The sequence below is a fragment of the Desulfobulbus propionicus DSM 2032 genome, from assembly GCF_000186885.1.
In the GTDB taxonomy this organism is placed as follows: Bacteria; Desulfobacterota; Desulfobulbia; order Desulfobulbales; family Desulfobulbaceae; genus Desulfobulbus; species Desulfobulbus propionicus.
Window position 1 is genome coordinate 3,162,779 of sequence record NC_014972.1, and the last position, 17,466, is coordinate 3,180,244.

The window sequence follows — 17,466 nt, forward strand, 5'->3', positions numbered from 1 at the left end:
TCCCCCGCCGCCCATGACGCCACGGTTCAGTTATCAGCCCATTGTCCTTGCCCTGCTGGCCACCCTGGTCCTCGCCGGACTGTTCTATCTGCCCTATCTGTCGGTGCGCACCAAGACCATCGATGCCTTTTACACCCAGCAGATGCTCCTTGCCCAGCAGGCCGGTTCCGGGCTGCAATCTTATTTCGCCACCTACACCAAAGCCTTGACCTATCTGAGCGAGCAGGGTGCCATCAAGACCATGGAGGACAGCGGCAAGGCCTTGTTGCTCGATTTTTTTTCCATCCATACCGAAGACATCAGCAATATTCAACGGATCGATGCCAACGGCGCGTCACTTTTCACCTTCCCCGAGGACACGACGGTCCAAGGAGAATCGGCCCATTGCCTGCGCACCCTCGATGCGCAAACCCCCCTGGTGAGCGACGTCATCGCCCATCGCGGCGCAAAAGAGCGCATTTTCTTCTCCATCCCCGTTCTCCGGGAAGAGCGGTTCGACGGCTGCCTTTCCCTTTCCCTGCCCTATGCGCGCATCGCCAACCGCTATCTCAACCAGATCCCCATGCATGACGAGGGCTATGTATTGCTGTTCAGCCGCTCGGGCACCATCCTCCACGCCCCCGACACCTCGTTTATCGGCAGGGAAGGCAGCCATTTGCATGGTCCGCAGGAAGACATCGCCTTGTTGCGGTCGCGCATCGCCGCCCAGGAACAAACCCTGGTCCGGCTCCGCACCGATCCGATCGGCGGCGGCCCGCGAGCCGACGGCGCCGTCTTCGCGGTCGTCTACCCGGTGTCCCTGCCGGGGGACAACAGCTGGTCGATCGTTTTGGTGACTCCGGCCCAGAAGGTCCTGGGCGCCATGGCCGCCTTTCGCTCGCAGTGGCTCGTGGTGACCGGGCTCGCCGTGGTCAGCGTCGGCTTGCTCAGTTTTTTTCTGAGCGGCAACCTGGCCAAGCGACGCGAGGAACAGCGGCTGCAAGCCATGAAGGAGCAGTTGGCCGGCCTGCTCGACCTGGCCCCCATGGGCGTTTTTCTCCTCGATCCCCGGGGCGTGGTCGTCTACGCCAACCAGGAAGCGAAACGGCTGGTGACGGACACGACCGAGGCGGTGGTCGCCGGCCGCCCCTTGATCGATTTTCTCCATCGGAGCTGCCGGCCAGCGGTTGCGGCCCAGATCAAGGATTCCATAGCCGGCCAGGCGGTTCAGGTCGAGGCGGCGCAGCTGCTCACCGCATCCGGTTCGCTGCGGGATGTGGTCATCACCGCGACCCCCTATCAGATAGGCAGCCTGCAGCAGTGCATCCTCATTGTCCGCGATGTGAGCGCGGAACGGAAATCGGCGGCTTGGCAGCGCCGCCTGGCCGCGGCCGTCGACCAGGTCAAGGAGGCGGTGCTGATTGTCGATGATCAGGGCATCATCGAATATGCCAACGTCGCCTTGGGCGAGATGACCGGCTACAGCCGGGGCGAATGCGGCGGCCAACCGGCGCGAATGCTGTGGGCCAGGGAGCAGGATGCCCATTTTGATCAAAAATTTGAAGATGTGGTCAAGCTGGGCGAGGTGTGGCGCGGCCGGATCGTCAATCAGCGCAAGGACGGCAGCCTCTTTGTTGCGGCCGCCACTGTCTCGCCGGTGCGGGATACCATGGGCGCCATCACCCACTATGTCCTGGTGCAGCGCGACATCACCCATGAAGTGGAGATCGATGCCCGCATGCGCCAGGCCCAGAAGATGGAGGCCATCGGCACCCTGGCCGGCGGCATTGCCCACGATTTCAACAATATCCTCGGCGGCATCATCGGCTTCACCGACATGGCCCTGTTGCAGTGCGCGCCGGGAACGGAACTGCACAGCAATCTCCTCCACATCCGTCAGGGCGGCAAGCGCGCCGCCGACCTGGTTCAGCAGATCCTGACCTTCAGCCGCCAGTCCGCCGAGGAGAAGTCCCCGGTGGTGGTGGCGGCCCTGATCCAGGAAAGCCTCAAGCTGATGCGGGCCACCCTGCCGGCCACCATCGACATCAAGCAGGAACTGTGGGAGAACACGGCCAAGGTCATGGCCGCGCCGGTGCAGATCCAGCAGATCGTCATGAATCTCTGCGCCAACGCCTTTTACTCGATGAAGGAGAAAGGCGGCCGCCTGACTCTTCGTCTCAGACGAAAACGCGCGGCCGAACTGGGCAAGACGGGCGACCACGAGGCCGGCGACTGGCTCGCCCTGGTGGTGGAGGATACCGGCCAGGGCATGGAGAACGAAACCCTGCAACGGATTTTCACGCCGTTCTTCACCACCAAGAAACCCGGCGAGGGCACGGGCATGGGCCTGAGCGTGGTCCATGGCATTGTCCGCGATCTCGGCGGCGAGATCACGGTCCGGTCGCAGCCGGAAGAAGGGACCGTATTTACCGTCCTGCTGCCCCTGGTGGATCAGGAGCCCCACGGGGAGCTGCTGAGCGGCGAGGGCCCGCTGCTCACCGGCACGGAACATGTCCTGGTGGTGGATGATGAAAAGGAGATCCGCGAAACCTGTCGGATGATGCTCGGCCACCTGGGGTATGCGGTGACCACCTCCGGTTCGCCGCTGGAGGTGCTGGCCCTGCTCGATCGAGCCCAACCGCCGGTGGATCTGGTGATCACCGACCAGACCATGCCGAAAATGACCGGCCTGGACCTGACCGAGGAAATACGGCGACTCCATCCGGAGATACCGGTCATCCTCTGCACCGGGTATTCCGATCGGCTCAATTATGACATCGCCCGCGAGGCCGGCGCCTGCGATCTGCTGATGAAGCCGGTCGATCTGCGCGGATTGAGCGCGGCGGTACGCTCGGCGCTCGACATGAGCAACTGACAGCGGGTTGCCGCCCATCCGTTCCTCCTGGAACTTTTTCCGGGAAAAGCTATTGTTTTTCCCGTATTGCGGCTATGATGCCCCATGAATCCTTCTATCCCGACTCTTTTCCAACAGAACCGTTCCAATCATGCATAAAGGCATCTTTCTCGGCCTGACAACGGCCGATATAGTTTATTACGTTCCCCATCACCTGCACAGAAATCAGAAACTGAGAGCCGAGCGGCAGTTCTCCTTTGCCGGCGGGCCGGCCGCCAATGCCGCCGTCGCCTTTGCCGCCTTCGGCAACGAGGCTTCGCTGGTGACCGGCCTGGGCCAGCACCCCCTGGCCTACACGGCCCGCTACGATATCCTCGAACACAAGGTGCACCTGATCGATTGTACCGACCAGCCCAAACGGCCGCCGATCCTGGCCTCGATCATGGTGGATCTGTCCAACGGCGACCGCAGCGTGGTCTACTCCAACACCGATCTGCGCAAACTGCGGCACGAAGCGGTCAACGAAACGCTGCTCGAATATGCCGATATTCTCATGCTCGACGGCTACTATCTGCCCCAGGCGATTCAACTGGCCACATGGGCCAAGCCGTTGCGCATCCCGGTGGTGCTCGACGGCGGCAGTTGGAAGGAGGGGCTGGACAAGCTGTTGCCCCTGGTTGATTATGCGGTGTGCTCCAACAATTTTTTCCCACCGGGCGTGAGCGATGCCGCAGGGGTCATCCGCCGGCTGGGCGAGCTCGGCATTCGCCACATTGCCATCACCCGTGACGGCGACCCGATCCTCGCCCACACCCAGGGCGCGACCAGCGAGGTACCGGTGATGCCGATCCACCCCATGGATACCCTGGGAGCGGGCGACATCTTCCACGGCGCCTTCTGCCATTACATCCTGGAAAACGATTTTCTCCTCAGCCTGGAGCGGGCCGGCGAGGTGGCCAGTTTTTCCTGCACCTCGCTGGGCACCCGGGCCTGGATCGAGCAGGAAAAATTCGTCTAGTAGCGGCCGGCCTCCCCCTCCTAGCGCAGACGAAAGGGGATCTGGCAATAATCGATGCCGCGCTTGGGGATGATGCCATGCTGCTCGAGGAACATCTTGAGCGAATTCATGGAAATATTGATGTTGGCCGTTGGCCCGAGAAACAGATGGTCCATGGCCAGCGGCCTGTCGTCCAGGCCGATGTCGAACTCGATGTACGGCACCAGCATGGCATGGCCCTCGCGAAAGAGGATCGGGGCCTCGGCGGTGTTGGCGACCACCGGCGAGACGATCCGCCACTCCTTTTCCTCCCGGAAGGACGGGTGCTTGAGAATGGCGGCGATGCGCAGCAGATCGGTTTCCATGGAGGCAAAGGCCTCGCGGTAGAGCGCCGATCGTTCAACCGCCGAGCGCTCGCCACTGGCCTGATCGGCGGCCAGGGTTTCCACCGCGTCGACCACCTGGCGGATGAGCATCCGCTGCCGTGCCGGTTCATAGATGCACTTGCCGATCATGAACCCCTGCCGCCGGGCGCATTGGAGGATGTAGTCCGGGCAGAACCCCAGGCTCACCCCCTTGCCGGGCGAACTATAGCCCCGCCACTGGCTGAGCAGGTTGCCGTGGGAACGGAACGAGGCGCCAAACAGCATGTGGCCGTTGGTGATCCGATAGGAGACCCAATCGGCGAACTGCGACAGCAGGGTCGTGTTGGCCTGGCCGCTGTCGATCCGTTCGCGCACCTCGGCGTTGATCAGATCCGCGGTGTGCCGCAGTTCGGCGGAGTCGTTCATGTAGCGGATATCGCTGGCCCACAGGGCACGGCTGCGGACAATGCCGAGCAGACCGCTGAAGGTGGTGTAATGGTACAGGGTGCCGAGGGGAATGTCGGCATACAGTTCTCGGGTTAAGGCTTCGATTTCCTTCATTTGCCGTTCTTCTTCTGTCGTGGCCGAGGCTTCCGTCCCTGCCGAAAATCCAGATCATTGTTGAGGTTTACGCCCTTTTCTGGTACAAAAAGGCCTTCCGATCACTCAGGTGCGCCTTTCCATCCAACCGTCGGCCCGTCTTTCTCCCTGCCGACCGGACGGCGCGCCTGTGGCGGCTATTTCGACGTTGTTCGTATCGCTGTGACACCCTGAAGAGCGCCACGGCTTCCTGTTTCCTTCACCCTGGTACCATATCCGATGTATAGAAATTTCAAAATAGTCCCCAATATCATTTTTGGCCGCGGCTGCTTCAACCAGCTTGGCGACATCCTCAAACCCAAACGGACGGATGCCGATGCCTACATGGTGTTCGTCCTCGACGACGTGTTCAAGGGCCGCGCCCTGGAAGGACGGCTGCCGATGGAAAAGGGCGACCTGCTGCTCTTGGTCAACGTCGATGACGAACCCAAGACCAAATACATCGACCAACTGGTCGACCAAGTGCGGGCCTACAGTCCGCGCAAGCCCGACGGCATCATTGGCCTGGGCGGCGGCGCCACCATGGACATCGCCAAGGCGGTCTCGCTGATGCTCAACAACCCAGGCTCGGCCGCCGACTACCAGGGCTGGGATCTGATCAAGCATCCGGCGGTCTACCATGTGGCCGTGCCCACCCTGGCCGGCACCGGCGCCGAGATCTCGCGCACCACCGTGCTCACCGGGCCGGAGAAAAAGCTGGGCATCAACTCCGACTACACCCTCTACGACCAGATCGTGCTCGATCCGGAGCTGCTGGCCGGAGTGCCCAAGGACCAGTGGTTCTACACCGGCATGGACTGCTACATCCACGATGTCGAGTCCCTCAACGGCACCTACCTCAACGAGTTCAGCCGCGCCTACGGCGAGAAGTCGATCGATCTGTGCCGCCAGGTCTTCCTTGAGGAGCATCCGGACAAGGACGACAAGCTGATGATGGCCTCCTATTTCGGCGGCATGAGCATCGCCTATTCACAGGTGGGCGCCTGCCATGCCCTGTCCTACGGGCTGTCGTTCGTGCTCGGTACCCATCACGGCATCGGCTGCTGCATCACCTTCGACTACCTGGAGGATGTCTATCCGGAGGGGGTCAAGGAATTCCGCCGGATGATGGAAAAGCACGACATCCACCTGCCGCGCAACCTGACCAAAAATCTCGACGACAAGGCCCTCGACACCATGGCCAATGTGGCCCTGGGCCTGGCGCCCTTGTGGGAGAACTGCTTCGGTAAGGACTGGAAGAACGTCATGACCAAGGAGCGGGTGCTCGAACTGTTCCGCAAGATGTAACAGCGCCGCTCCTGTTTGGGTTGGTTGACGGCCCACACGAAACGGCCCCGCGCCTCTCGCCCCTCACGGGTATCGAGGCGCGGGGCCGTTTGCGTTTGCCGTGGTTGACGGGGGAAGCAGACTGTCGCCCTGCCGCAGCAGGGCATCAAAGCGCTCGGCCGGGACCGGCGGACTGGCCAGATAGCCCTGAATCAGCATGGGACCCATGCCCTGCAGGAAACCCAACTGCTCCGTGGTTTCCACCCCTTCGGCGACAATGGCCAGATGCAGGGTTTGGGCCAGGGAAACGATGGCCTCGACAATGGCCCGGCTGTCGGCGTCGCTTTCAATGTCGCGGATGAACGAACGGTCGATCTTGAGCCCGTCCAGAGGCAGGCGCTTCAAATAGGCCAGCGAGGAATAGCCGGTGCCAAAATCGTCCAGGTAGAACTTGCCGCCAATGTCCCGCAACGCCCCGAGGATATGCTGGGCCCGGTCGATCTCCTTCATCAGCAACGACTCGGTGATTTCAAAATAGAGCCGGCCCGGTTCCAGCCCGGTGTCCGCCAGCACCGCCAGGTAGAGTTTGACCAGCTCCTGGTCGGTGAACTGGCGGGACGACAGGTTGATCGACAAGCCCAACCGATACCCCGCATCCTGCCACGCTCTGGCCCGGCCGGCGGCGGTGCGCAGCACCCATTCGCCCAAGGGAAGGATCAGTCCCGATTCCTCGGCCAGGGGGATGAATTCGCCCGGCGCGATCAGCTCGCCTTCGTGCCGCCAGCGTACCAAGGCCTCGGCGCCGTGGATCTTGCCGGACCCGCTGCTCACCACCGGCTGAAAATGCAGTTCCAGCTCCCCTTGTTCAATGCCCCGGCGCAGCTTCGATTCCAGGGAAATGCGGCGATGGGCCTGGGCATCCAATTCGGGGGTGAAAAACTGGTAATTGTTCCGGCCGAGCTGTTTGGCCCGGTACATCGCCATGTCGGCATTCTTGATCAGCGTGTCGGCGTCGGTGCCGTCGTCGGGCGCGATGGTCACTCCGATACTCGCGCCGATGAAATATTCAATATCCTGATGGTGAAACGGTTGCCGCAGACTGTTCAGCAGGCGCAGGGCAACAAGACCGACGTCATCGACGCTGTCGACCTCCGGCAACAGAATGAGGAATTCGTCGCCTCCCTGGCGCGCCAGGGTATCGCCGATCCGCAGCTGCTCCTTGAGCCGCCTGGACAGTTCCACCAGCAGGTTGTCGCCGGCCACATGGCCAAACCCGTCATTGATGTTTTTAAAATGGTCGAGGTCGAGAAACAGCAGGGCCGCCTTGACGCTCTTGCGCTTCATTCGAGCCAACGCCATCGCCAACCGGTCATTGAGCAGCACCCGGTTGGGCAGATTGGTGAGGGCGTCGTGCTGGGCCTGATGTTCCAGAGCCTCCTGCTGCCGCTTTAATTCGGTGATGTCGTGAAACAGGCCAATGTAGTGGGTGACCCTGCCCAGCGGATTGCGGATGGCGCTGATGGTCAGCCATTCCGGATAGACCTCGCCGTTCTTGCGCCGGTTCCAGAGCTCGCCGGCCCATTGCCCCTCCCTGGCCAACTGGTTCCACATGGCCTGGTAGAATGCGGGCAAATGCTTGTCCGACTTGAGCATTCTCGGATTCTGGCCGATCGCCTCCGCCGGTCCATACCCGGTGATCACGGTAAAAGCCGGGTTCACCTGCAAAATGGTGGCGTCGGCATCGGTGACCACGATCCCTTCAATGGAGTTGTCAAACACCTTGGCCGCGAAGACCAGTTCCTCCTCGGCCTGTTTGCGTTTGGTGATGTCCCGGATCACGGCAAGGTTGTGACGGCGCTCCTGGTCGCCGCTCCAGAGCGGAGAAACCGATATCAACACCCACACGATGGAGCCGTTCTTGTGGATGTAGCGTTTTTCCACGGTGAACTCGGGAATCCTGCCGGCCACCAAGTCCCGCCGCTGCTGCCGATCGAGCAGAATATCCTCCGGATAGGTAATGTCGCGGAAAGATCGCTCCAGCATCTCTTGCTCGCTGTAGCCAACAATGTCGCAGTATTTGCGATTGATCCTGAGGAAACGGCCTGTCCGAGCGTCGACCTGGGCCACGCCGACGCTGGCCAGCTCGAAAAAGGCGCGGAAACTGCGCTCGCTGGCGGCCAGGGCCGCGGTCCGTTTTTGCACCTCGTGCGCCAGCCGGGCATTGAAGAACAACAGCAAGACGCCAACCCCCATGCCCGCCAGCAGCACCCCGGCCAAAACATAGAGGGCCAGCCGGATCAGGCGCTGTCTACCAAAGGCCAACTGTTCCTGGATTTGGGGATAGAGAAAGCCATCAAGGCTGTAGCCGGGCGGCATCATGCCCAATTGCGCGTAGGTATCGGCGATAAGCCGCCACCGTTCCGGATTCATATAGCCGATCCCAAAGAGTTCGGGCTGAATCAAGGACCGGATCATGTTGGCCTCGAACAGCAGGTGCTCCACGGTCTTTTCCCGTGAATACCGATCGACGATCAGTTGCGCCATTTCTTCCGGATGGGCCATCGCATACTGCCACCCCCGCTGCACCGCCCGGAAAAAGGCCTCGGTTCGCTTGGGATGCGCCCTCAGTTCAGCCTCGGTGGTCACCAGGCAATCGCCGTAAAAATCGATCCCGTATTGCATGGGTTTGAGGAGCGCGGGTTCTACGCCCCGTTGTCGCAGCAGATAGGGTTCGTTGGTCAGATAGCCGGTCTGCGCGTCCACCCTGCCCGAAATCAGATCATCCAGGTCCCAACTGTGAGTCACGATGGTCAGTGTTTCCAGCGGCACGCCGCTGTTGATCAGCATGGCCTGATTTTCCGGATCGGAATCGGCGGTCAACATCAGCCGTTTTCCTTTCAGGTCCTGCGGGGTCGTGAGGCCGGCCTCTTTTTTGGTCATGATGACCGTGCCCGAATGCTGAAAGATGGCTCCAAGCACCACCAGGGGACGGCCCTGCTGACGTTCGATCAGAACAGCCGGCGACATCACCGCATACTGCACCTGACCGGAAAGGAGCAGGTCGGAGGGCTTCAGGCCGGGCTTGGCCGGCAGCAGTTCGACCTCCAGCCCCGCCTCGCGGAAATAGCCCTGGGCGACCGCCGCGTAGTAGCCGGCGAATTGAAACTGATGCGTCCACTTCAGCTGCAGGCGCACGCTTTCCAGGGGGCGTTCCCCGGCGCGGACGGGTGCCTGCGAAACAACGAGGGACAGAAAAAGAAACAGCAGCATACCGATCAAGCGGCGTGCGGCATGCCGGAAGCACACGCGGAATGCCTGGAGGCGCCATGCCATGGAATGCGGTACCGCTGGAAGGGCTGAAAACACGACGGTATACCTCCAGTCATGAATGGGTAAACAGATGCTGGAGCAATGGTAGCAACACGCTTACGCGAACTCAAGGCGAAAGGCGGCGCAGCCTTTCTTTGTCGTGCGCCGGGAAGAGGGGAGCGGTACCGCAGGGAGGGAACCAGCGCTGTCGGCCGGGCCCCATTGCCGTGGCGCCACCGCACGTTTGGGCGGCGCCACGGCAATTTTTCGATCAGACCTTGAATCGGCCGACAAGGTCCTGCAGTTTATTGGAAAGGTCCGACAACTCCACGGCACGTTCGTTGATCTTGCCGATGGAGGCGGAGGCTTCCTGGACCGACTGATTGACGCCGGTGATCTCGCTGGTGATCGAACCAATGACCACCGACCCCTGGCTGACGTTATGATTGACCTCCTGGATGCCTGCCGAGGTCTGGGAAATGTTATCGGCAATCTCCTGGGTCATGCCGGCCTGCCCCTCGACATCCTCGGCGATCGACGCCACATTTTCGCTGACATTCTTGAAAATATCCAGGATCTGTCCCACCTCGGAAACCGTTTCATCGGTCGAGGTCTGAATGTTTTCAATCTGTTGCTGCACCAGTTGCGTGGCCTCGGCGGTCTGCTTGGCCAGATCCTTGACCTCGGAGGCAACAACCGCAAAGCCCTTTCCGGCCTCGCCGGCGCGGGCTGCCTCAATGGTGGCGTTCAAGGCCAACAGGTTGATCTGATCTGAAATATCGGAAATCACTTCCGTGACCTTGCTGATTTCCGAGGCGCTTTGCCCGAGATTGCCCAGCTTTTCCGACACCTCGCCTGCCTTGAGGACGGCGGACTCGGATATGGTTCGCGACTCCTCGGTTTTCTTGGCAATTTCCCGCACGGTCAGGGTCAGGTTTTCGGTGGATGCGGAGACCATGTTGACATTGGTGGCGGCCTGTTCACAGGCCGAAGCGACCCCGCTCATGGTGACATCCATTTCCTCGGTGCTGGTGGCCACCGATCGGGAGCGTTCGGCCATGGACTCCGCGCCCTCCTTCATTTGCCGGGCGATGCCCGAAAGCGAGGCGGACGCGGTGTTGAGCGAACCGGCGTCATCCACGATCTGTCTAATCAGTTCCTGCAGTTTGTCCATGAACAGGTTGAACCAGGTCGCCATTTCGCCGACCTCGTCATTGGCCTTGATATCCAGACGCTTGGTCAAATCCCCTTCACCCTCGGCGATGTCCTTGAGCATGTCGACCGTTCCCCGGATGGGCCGGACAACGCCTCCCGCAGCATACCACAAGAGGGCGATGGCGAGCACGCTGGTCGCCGCGCCGGCACCGATCAGCATCGAGGTGCTTGTCCGGCCGGCGGCCGACAACTCCTTGTCCAGGGCGATGGCATCGGCCAGCACCGTTTCCTGCTTGACCCGGATCATGACCGACCAGGGCTTGCCGGTCCGGCCCAGGGTGATGGGGGCGAACACTTCAAATTGCTGGTTTTTCTGGTTGAGCGCGGCGACGCTGTTGCCTGCCTGGATGTCGCGCAGATTCTGCTCCCATCCCTCGGTAATGACATTGTTCAACGGGCTGCCGATCAGATCCGGCTTTTCGCTATGGGCGACGATCAGCCCCATGTTGCTGACAATAATGATCTCCCCTTGACCATCAAACAGTTCCCGGTCGACATTCTTGGCCAATTCCTGAACGAAATTGAGGTTATAATCGGTTCCGGCCACGCCATAGAATTTCTTGTCCACCAGAATCGGCACCGACAGGGTGGTCAGCCACACCTGCTTGCCCTGGACAATGTACGGAAAAGGGTCGAGCACGCTCTCGGTATGATTTTCGCTGGGATTGATGTACCAGCCGCCCTTGAGCACACCGTTGGGATGTCGATCCCTGGTATCGTATTCCACCAGGGGCTGCACGGCGATATTCCCCTTTTCGTCCCGGTTCCAATAGGGGGTGAAACGGCCGGTCTGCTGGTTGTTGCCGTCTTTACCGGTGGCAAACTCGGCATCCCTGCCATCCAGCGCATTGGGCTCCCAACAGGAGTAGGTGCCGTTGAAATTGGGATTATTCTTTAATACCTTGAGCAAAATGCCGTTGATCTGCTCCCGGCCGAGTTCCAACCCGCCGTTGTCCTTGGATTTGGCCAGCATGAACACATCGGCCATGGTGCGGGCCGCATCCAGGGCCACGTAAAATTCGGCCTGAATCTTGCCGCCATAGTCGCGCGCCAAATTTTTCAAGCCATCCAGGGACCTGGTTTCGATCAGCTTGGACACCCGGGTATTGACCAGTTGCTGATTCGAGCGGGCCGTGTAAAGACTGTAGCCTACGAGCACCGCCGAGGAAACAATCAGGCAGACTCCGGCAATGCCAGCTATTTTCGTGCGTACAGATGTAATGTTCATTCTCTCCCCCCTTATTGTGTATATCTGGTGATTGCACGGTCCAAAAACGTACAGCCGTATCACGTCCAAGTTATTGCGCCGGCGCCAATATTCCCGGAGCAGCACCCTTGACCTTATGGACGAGTGCCCCACCCTTTGCCTGGCATGGGGCGGCAATGACCATTTAGCAATTCACATGCCTAATTTTACGTTGTCCAATCAACGTGTTACAAGAATGAAAATTATCGAGCCGGGTCATTTTGACCCGGCTCAATGGCAAAAAGAAAGCGAAAGAATGCGCATGCGCATCAAAATCACAATAAAATCAAACAGATTCAAGAAAGAGCAAACCAAGTGTCACATCGTCTCCGAAAGGATTGCCCGGGACAATTTGTCCCACAAAGTGCCACCTCCGGCCGGGTACCCAATCCGCCCAATGCTGTGTTCGGCATGCGTTCCTGCCACATCGCCCACCAGGAGGTGACAACGGGGCAATCATCGACAGCGCTGGGCAAAATTCTCTTTTGCCGGGGCAAGAGGTTGTTGCATAACGGATGGAGGGCGTATAGTTTTCGCTGAACACGCCAGGTCGTTGTGACCCTGAAAAAAACGGCGAACCGCTTTCCAGCAGCCCAGTCCCAACTCTTTCTTCTGCGGGGCGATATGAACGATACGGCTTTTCTCCAGCTGCCGAACTGGCTGCGGGACATTCTCCACGACCCCTTCCGCAGAACCCTCTTCCTCGGCCTGATCCTGCTCGGACTCTGGCTTGCCTGGTCCGAGAGTACGGGGCAACGACACCTTGCGCCCCAGGAGCGGCAAATCGCCTTCTTTTTCCATCCCCAATGCCCCCATTGCCGCGCGCAGAAGGCTTTTATCCCCTATCTCCAGGCCAAATACCCCGAACTCTCCTGGACATCGTATGACACCTCCAAGCCGGAAAACGTCCGCCTGCTGGCCGAGTTCATGGCCCGCAGCGACCCACCGGCCAGGGGCAGCGGCGTCCCCATGACCTTCATCGGCCCCTATGCGATCGAAGGATTCGATGCCCCGGAGACCACCGGCGTGCGGCTTGAGCAGGCCATCCGGGCGGTGCTGCACAACGATCCCACTCTGTTTGTGGAACAGAATGATCGCGGCGACAGTCGGAAGACCGTCACCCTGCCGCTCTTGGGCACAATCCGCCTGGCCGAGTATTCGCTGCCCGCCCTGGCGATGCTCCTCGGCCTCGTCGATGGGTTCAACCCCTGCGCCATGTGGGTTTTGGTCTATCTGATCACCCTGATCGTCAGTCTCGGCGACCGCCGCAAGATCTGGCTCCTGGTCGGCACCTTTGTGGCCAGTTCGGGGATCCTCTACTTTCTCTTCATGACCGCCTGGCTCAATGTCTTCCTCTTTCTCGGCTACCTGCGCATTCTGACGCTGATCATCGGCCTCGGCGCCCTGGGGGCGGGCATCCTCAATATCCGCGAATATGTGCACACCAGGGGGCAGCTCACCTGTGCCGTCGGCGATACCGCCGCCCGGAAACGGACCATGCACCGGATCGATCGGATCGTCGATGCGCCGCTGACTTTTTTCACCGTCTTCAGCATCATCGTCCTGGCCTTCATCGTCAACTCGATCGAGTTTGCCTGTTCGGCGGCCCTGCCGGCCATTTTCACCCATACCCTGGCCCTGCGCCATCTACCAACCATTGAATACTACGGCTATATTCTGCTCTATGATTTCTTCTTCATGCTTGATGACCTGCTCATTTTCAGCCTGGCGGTCCTGGCCCTGGATACCAGCATCGGCCAACGCTACGCCGGTCATTGCCGGATTGTCGGCGGGGCGGTGCTGATCGTGTTGGGGTGCGTGATGGCCTTTCGGCCGGAATGGTTGCGTTAGGAAGGAAGACGCAGGGACGATTCGAACGCACCTGGCGGGGGCGGGGGGCAGGTTTCCCTGCTTTCCGAGGCGATCGCCGTCCTGATTGAGGAAAGAAGCGGACTGAAGAGGCCGTGAGCCCTGGTTACCGTGGCCGCATGCCCAGCAGCACCTTCTCGGCGGTGATCGGCAGATGCCGGCAGCGGACACCGGTGGCATTGGCGATGGCGTGAGCGATGGCCGGCGCCGGCGGGTTGCAGCCGATCTCGCCGATGGACTTGGCGCCGAAAGGACCGGTGGGCTCGAAACTCTCGATGCATTCGACCCGCAGGCCCTGGATATCCAGCCGGCTGGGAATCTTGTAGTCCAAAAACGAGTCAGTTGCCAGCCGCCCTTGGGCAGTATGGCGCACCTCCTCGAACAGCGCCAGGCCAATCCCCATGGCCGCCCCGCCCTCCACCTGGATGCGAGCCAGGTTACGGTTGAGCACCGTGCCGCAGTCCGCCACAGCCACATAGTCCAGCAGTTGGACCTCGCCGGTCTGCAGATCCACCTCCACCTCGGCAAACCCGGCAACAAAGGGCGGCGGCGAGGTCTGGCCGCCGTAGGTTCCCTTGGCCACCAGCTGGTCCTGGCCGGAGAACGAGGCCAGGGTGCGCGCCAGCTCGGCCAAGGTGAGGGTCTGGCCGGCGGCCATGGAAAAGATGCCGGCCGCATAGCCGACCGCCTCTGCGTCAACCCCGAACAGGCGGGCGACAGCAGCCCGCATCTGGCGGCGCATATCGTCTGCCGCGATCAGGGTCGCTCTGCCGGTGACATGCGTGCAGCTGGAGGCATAGGCCCCGCAATCGTACGGCAGGGTGTCGAGATCAAAGCTGCAGACCACGATCTGTTCCATGCCCACCTCCAGCCGTTCGGCAGCGATCTGACAGAGCACGGTGTCCGAGCCCTGGCCAATATCCGCGGCGGCGTGGCTGAGGGTGAAGAAGCCGTCTTCGTTGAGTTTCAGGATGACCGAACCGGTGTCGACTCCGGCAATGCCCGAACCCTGCATGGTCACGGCCATGCCATAGCCGCGCACCCGGCTGCCGTCGATCCGCACCCGGGGATACTTGCCGGCCCAGCCGATCAGTTCCCTGCCGCGCTCAATACACTGGTGCAGTCGACTGCTGCGCAGCACCGCGGGCGCGCCGGGTGTTGAGCCCGAGAGTTGCGGATGGGACTGGCTCTCGGCAATGAGGTTTTTCAGCCGCAGCTCGGCCGGGTCCATGGCCAGGGTGTCGGCCAACTCATTGATGGCCGATTCCAGGGCGAAGGTGCCCTGAGGCGCGCCATAGCCGCGCAGGGCTCCGGCCGGCATCTTGTTGGTGTAGACGACGTGACCATGGTAGCGGCAGGCCCGGGCCTTGCTGTACAGCGGCAGGGTCTTCTGGGCGACGGCCGCAAACACGGTGAAGGCATGCTCGCCGTAGGCGCCGGTATCGGAGAGGCAGTGGATGTCCACGGCTCGGAGGTTGCCTTGCCGGTCGGCGCCCAGGCGCACGGTCAGACGCATGGCATGGCGACTGGTGGTGCAACCGAAAGTCTCCTCGCGGCTGTAGACGATCCGGGCCGGCTGGCCGGTCTTGAGGGTGACCAGGGCCGGATACATCTCCACCGAGGCGGTCTGCTTGCCGCCGAATCCGCCGCCCACCCGGGGCTTGAGCACCTTGATCCGGCTGGCCGGCAGGCCGAGCGCACGGGCAAGATGGCGCCGGACATGAAAGGGGATCTGGGTGGAACTCATCACCTGCAGCCGGCCGTGGACATCCAGGCAGGTGGTGGCCCGGTGGGTCTCCATCATGGCGTGCGCCTGGGCCTGGGTGGTGTAGGTCCGCTCGATCACCACCTCGCTCCCGGCCAGTTCGGCCTCGACATCGCCCAGGCCGGTGGCATAGCTGGCGGCGATGTTGCGGGCAGCATCGGTACCGATATGCCCATGGGTGAAGGGCTGATGGTCGTGCACCCGGTGCTCGTTATCGATCGCCGTTTCTGGATCGAGCACCGGCTCCAGTACTTCGTAGTCCACCTGGATTTGCTCCAGGGCCCGGAGCGCAGTCGCCTCGTTCACAGCAGCAACAATGGCCACGGCATCGCCCACATACCGCACCCACTCATCGAGGATGCGGCGGTCATAGGGCGAGGGTTCGGGAAAGGATTGGCCGGCCAGGGTGAAGCGGGTTTCGGGTACGTCCTTGTGGGTGAGCACGCAGGCCACCCCGGGCAGGGTCAGGGCTGCAGCGGCGTCGATGGCCAGGATGCGGGCCGAGGCGTGCGGGCTGTGCAGAATCTTGACGATCAGTGCCTGGTTGTTGCCATCGAGGTCGCTGGTGTAGACCGGCTTGCCGGTGACCATCGCCATGCCGTCGAGTTTGGGAACCGCTGTGCCGATGATGCGCATCATTCCCCCTCCAAAAAATGCTTGATGGCCCGCAGCTGTCCCTGGTAGCCGGAGCAGCGGCAGAGGTTGCCGGCCAGGTAGTGGTTGATGGCCTCCTCGGTCGGGTGGATTAGCTCGCGCTTCATGGCGAGCACGGTCATGGTCAGGCCGGGAGCGCAGAAGCCACACTGCTCCGCCCCTTGAGCCACCAGGCAACGGGCAAACTGTTCCGCCTCGTCTTGGACCCCTTCGAGGGTGGTGATCTCCCGGTTGCCGGTGCGCGCGGTCAGGGTGCAGCAGGCGAGCACCGGCCGGCCGTCGATCCAGACGGTGCACAGGCCGCAGGAGCCGGTGTCGCAGCCTTGCTTGACGCTGAGATAGCCGTAGCGGCGCAGAGTCTCCGCCAAAAACTCGCCAGGGGGAAAATCAAGGGTCACCACACGACCGTTGATCCATGTTTCAAGCTGCATGCAGCACCTCCGTCAACGCCCGTTCGACAAGCACCGGACAGATGGCCCGCCGATAGGCACCGCTGGCCCGGGCGTTGTCGCCAAAGGCGAGCTCTTCGGCAACCAGCCGCCCGGCCTCGATCGCCGTCCTGCGATCCAGGCCATGCTGGTTGAGAGAGGCCTCGGCCAGGACTGCGCGCATGGCCCGCCCCGGGCGACTGCCGACCACCAGGCGAAAGCCGTCCGCGCATCGGGCCACGGCAACATTGAGCACGGCAAAATCGGTGGCCGATCGACGCACACTGGCAAAGGCAGCCAGCCGGCCGTCCCGGGGGAGCATGATTTTCTCGACGATGTCCGGCGCGCCCCTGGCGGCAAGATACTCGGACAAGGCGACCGGCCCCTGATGATGCAACTGCACCGTGGCATCCAGGGCCACCAGGGCGGTGAGCGGGTCGGAGAAGGGATAGCGACCGGCCACGGTGCCGCCAATGGTGACGCAACCACGCAGCTGCACCCCGACGATCGCCCTCAGTGCCCGGGGCAGCACTCCGCCCCACAGGCTGCCGGTGAGCGGATGGGTCTCGATGGTCCGCAGCGTGGTCATGGCCCCGATCTCGACCGTGCCGGCGGACTCGGCAATGCCCTCAAGAGGGAGTTGCGACAGATCGATGGCCGTGCGGATCCTGCGCCTTCCCAGACGCAGATAGCCGCAGCCGCCGAGCACCACACTGCCAGGCACCGAGGTCAGAGTGTCATACGCCTCGGCAAGACTGGAAGCGCGGAGATAGTTGTCGATGCGCAGCATAGGCGTGTACTCCCCTGTGATGGAGGTTGGCTCAGGTCAGGCCATTGGCGTGCAGCAACCTGTGTTCCCTCAGCAATGTCCGCAGCAGTCGGGTCAGAACCGGCCAGGGCTCACCAGGAGCCTAGAGTA

The 17,466-nt window shown here is 61.7% G+C and carries 10 protein-coding genes; 4 read left to right on the forward strand and 6 right to left on the reverse strand.

All coding sequences use genetic code 11. The annotated features are described in order from the left end of the window. The first annotated feature begins 13 nt into the window (after window positions 1-13). On the forward strand, window positions 14-2,854 hold the full coding sequence (locus DESPR_RS17480) for a hybrid sensor histidine kinase/response regulator (protein WP_015725404.1): 2,841 nt from the start codon (window positions 14-16) through the stop codon (window positions 2,852-2,854). Between the two features lie 130 nt (window positions 2,855-2,984). Further along, a complete protein-coding gene (locus tag DESPR_RS13775; RefSeq protein ID WP_015725405.1) occupies window positions 2,985-3,851 on the forward strand; it encodes a PfkB family carbohydrate kinase in 867 nt (288 codons plus the stop codon). Window positions 3,852-3,871: 20 nt separating this feature from the next. On the opposite strand, the gene DESPR_RS13780 is transcribed toward DESPR_RS13775, so the two are convergent. Continuing rightward, on the reverse strand, window positions 3,872-4,756 hold the full coding sequence (locus tag DESPR_RS13780) for a DUF2971 domain-containing protein (RefSeq protein ID WP_015725406.1): 885 nt from the start codon (window positions 4,754-4,756) through the stop codon (window positions 3,872-3,874). A gap of 258 nt (window positions 4,757-5,014) precedes the next feature. Between DESPR_RS13780 and DESPR_RS13785 the strand changes: the two genes are divergently transcribed. Continuing rightward, complete coding sequence (locus DESPR_RS13785; RefSeq protein WP_015725407.1) at window positions 5,015-6,082, forward strand: iron-containing alcohol dehydrogenase family protein; 1,068 nt, start codon at window positions 5,015-5,017, stop codon at window positions 6,080-6,082. Window positions 6,083-6,145: 63 nt separating this feature from the next. Here the strand turns inward: DESPR_RS13785 and DESPR_RS13790 are convergent, their stop codons facing one another. After that, window positions 6,146-9,331 carry an EAL domain-containing protein gene (locus DESPR_RS13790; protein WP_218918250.1) on the reverse strand — a complete coding sequence of 1,062 codons (3,186 nt, stop codon included), beginning with the start codon at window positions 9,329-9,331 and terminating at the stop codon, window positions 6,146-6,148. Between the two features lie 310 nt (window positions 9,332-9,641). After that, window positions 9,642-11,813 (reverse strand): methyl-accepting chemotaxis protein, encoded by a 2,172-nt coding sequence (locus DESPR_RS13795; protein WP_015725409.1) that lies wholly within the window; start codon window positions 11,811-11,813, stop codon window positions 9,642-9,644. Between the two features lie 642 nt (window positions 11,814-12,455). Here DESPR_RS13795 and DESPR_RS13800 point away from each other — a divergent pair. Next, the gene (locus tag DESPR_RS13800) at window positions 12,456-13,682 is read left to right on the forward strand and encodes a thioredoxin domain-containing protein (protein ID WP_043771414.1); all 1,227 of its coding nucleotides are present in this window, start codon (window positions 12,456-12,458) and stop codon (window positions 13,680-13,682) included. Between the two features lie 124 nt (window positions 13,683-13,806). On the opposite strand, the gene DESPR_RS13805 is transcribed toward DESPR_RS13800, so the two are convergent. From DESPR_RS13805 to DESPR_RS13815, 3 genes are read right to left on the reverse strand one after another with little or no spacing between them, the layout of a single operon-like run. After that, window positions 13,807-16,101 (reverse strand): xanthine dehydrogenase family protein molybdopterin-binding subunit, encoded by a 2,295-nt coding sequence (locus tag DESPR_RS13805; RefSeq protein ID WP_043770130.1) that lies wholly within the window; start codon window positions 16,099-16,101, stop codon window positions 13,807-13,809. Continuing rightward, window positions 16,101-16,550: a (2Fe-2S)-binding protein gene (locus DESPR_RS13810; protein WP_015725412.1), complete on the reverse strand. Its 450-nt coding sequence runs from the start codon at window positions 16,548-16,550 to the stop codon at window positions 16,101-16,103. The genes DESPR_RS13805 and DESPR_RS13810 overlap by 1 nt, the downstream gene beginning before the upstream one ends. Next, window positions 16,540-17,337, reverse strand: coding sequence for an FAD binding domain-containing protein (locus DESPR_RS13815; RefSeq protein ID WP_015725413.1), 798 nt, complete (start codon window positions 17,335-17,337; stop codon window positions 16,540-16,542). Before DESPR_RS13815 ends, DESPR_RS13810 begins: the two co-directional genes overlap by 11 nt. Window positions 17,338-17,466: the final 129 nt, after the last annotated feature.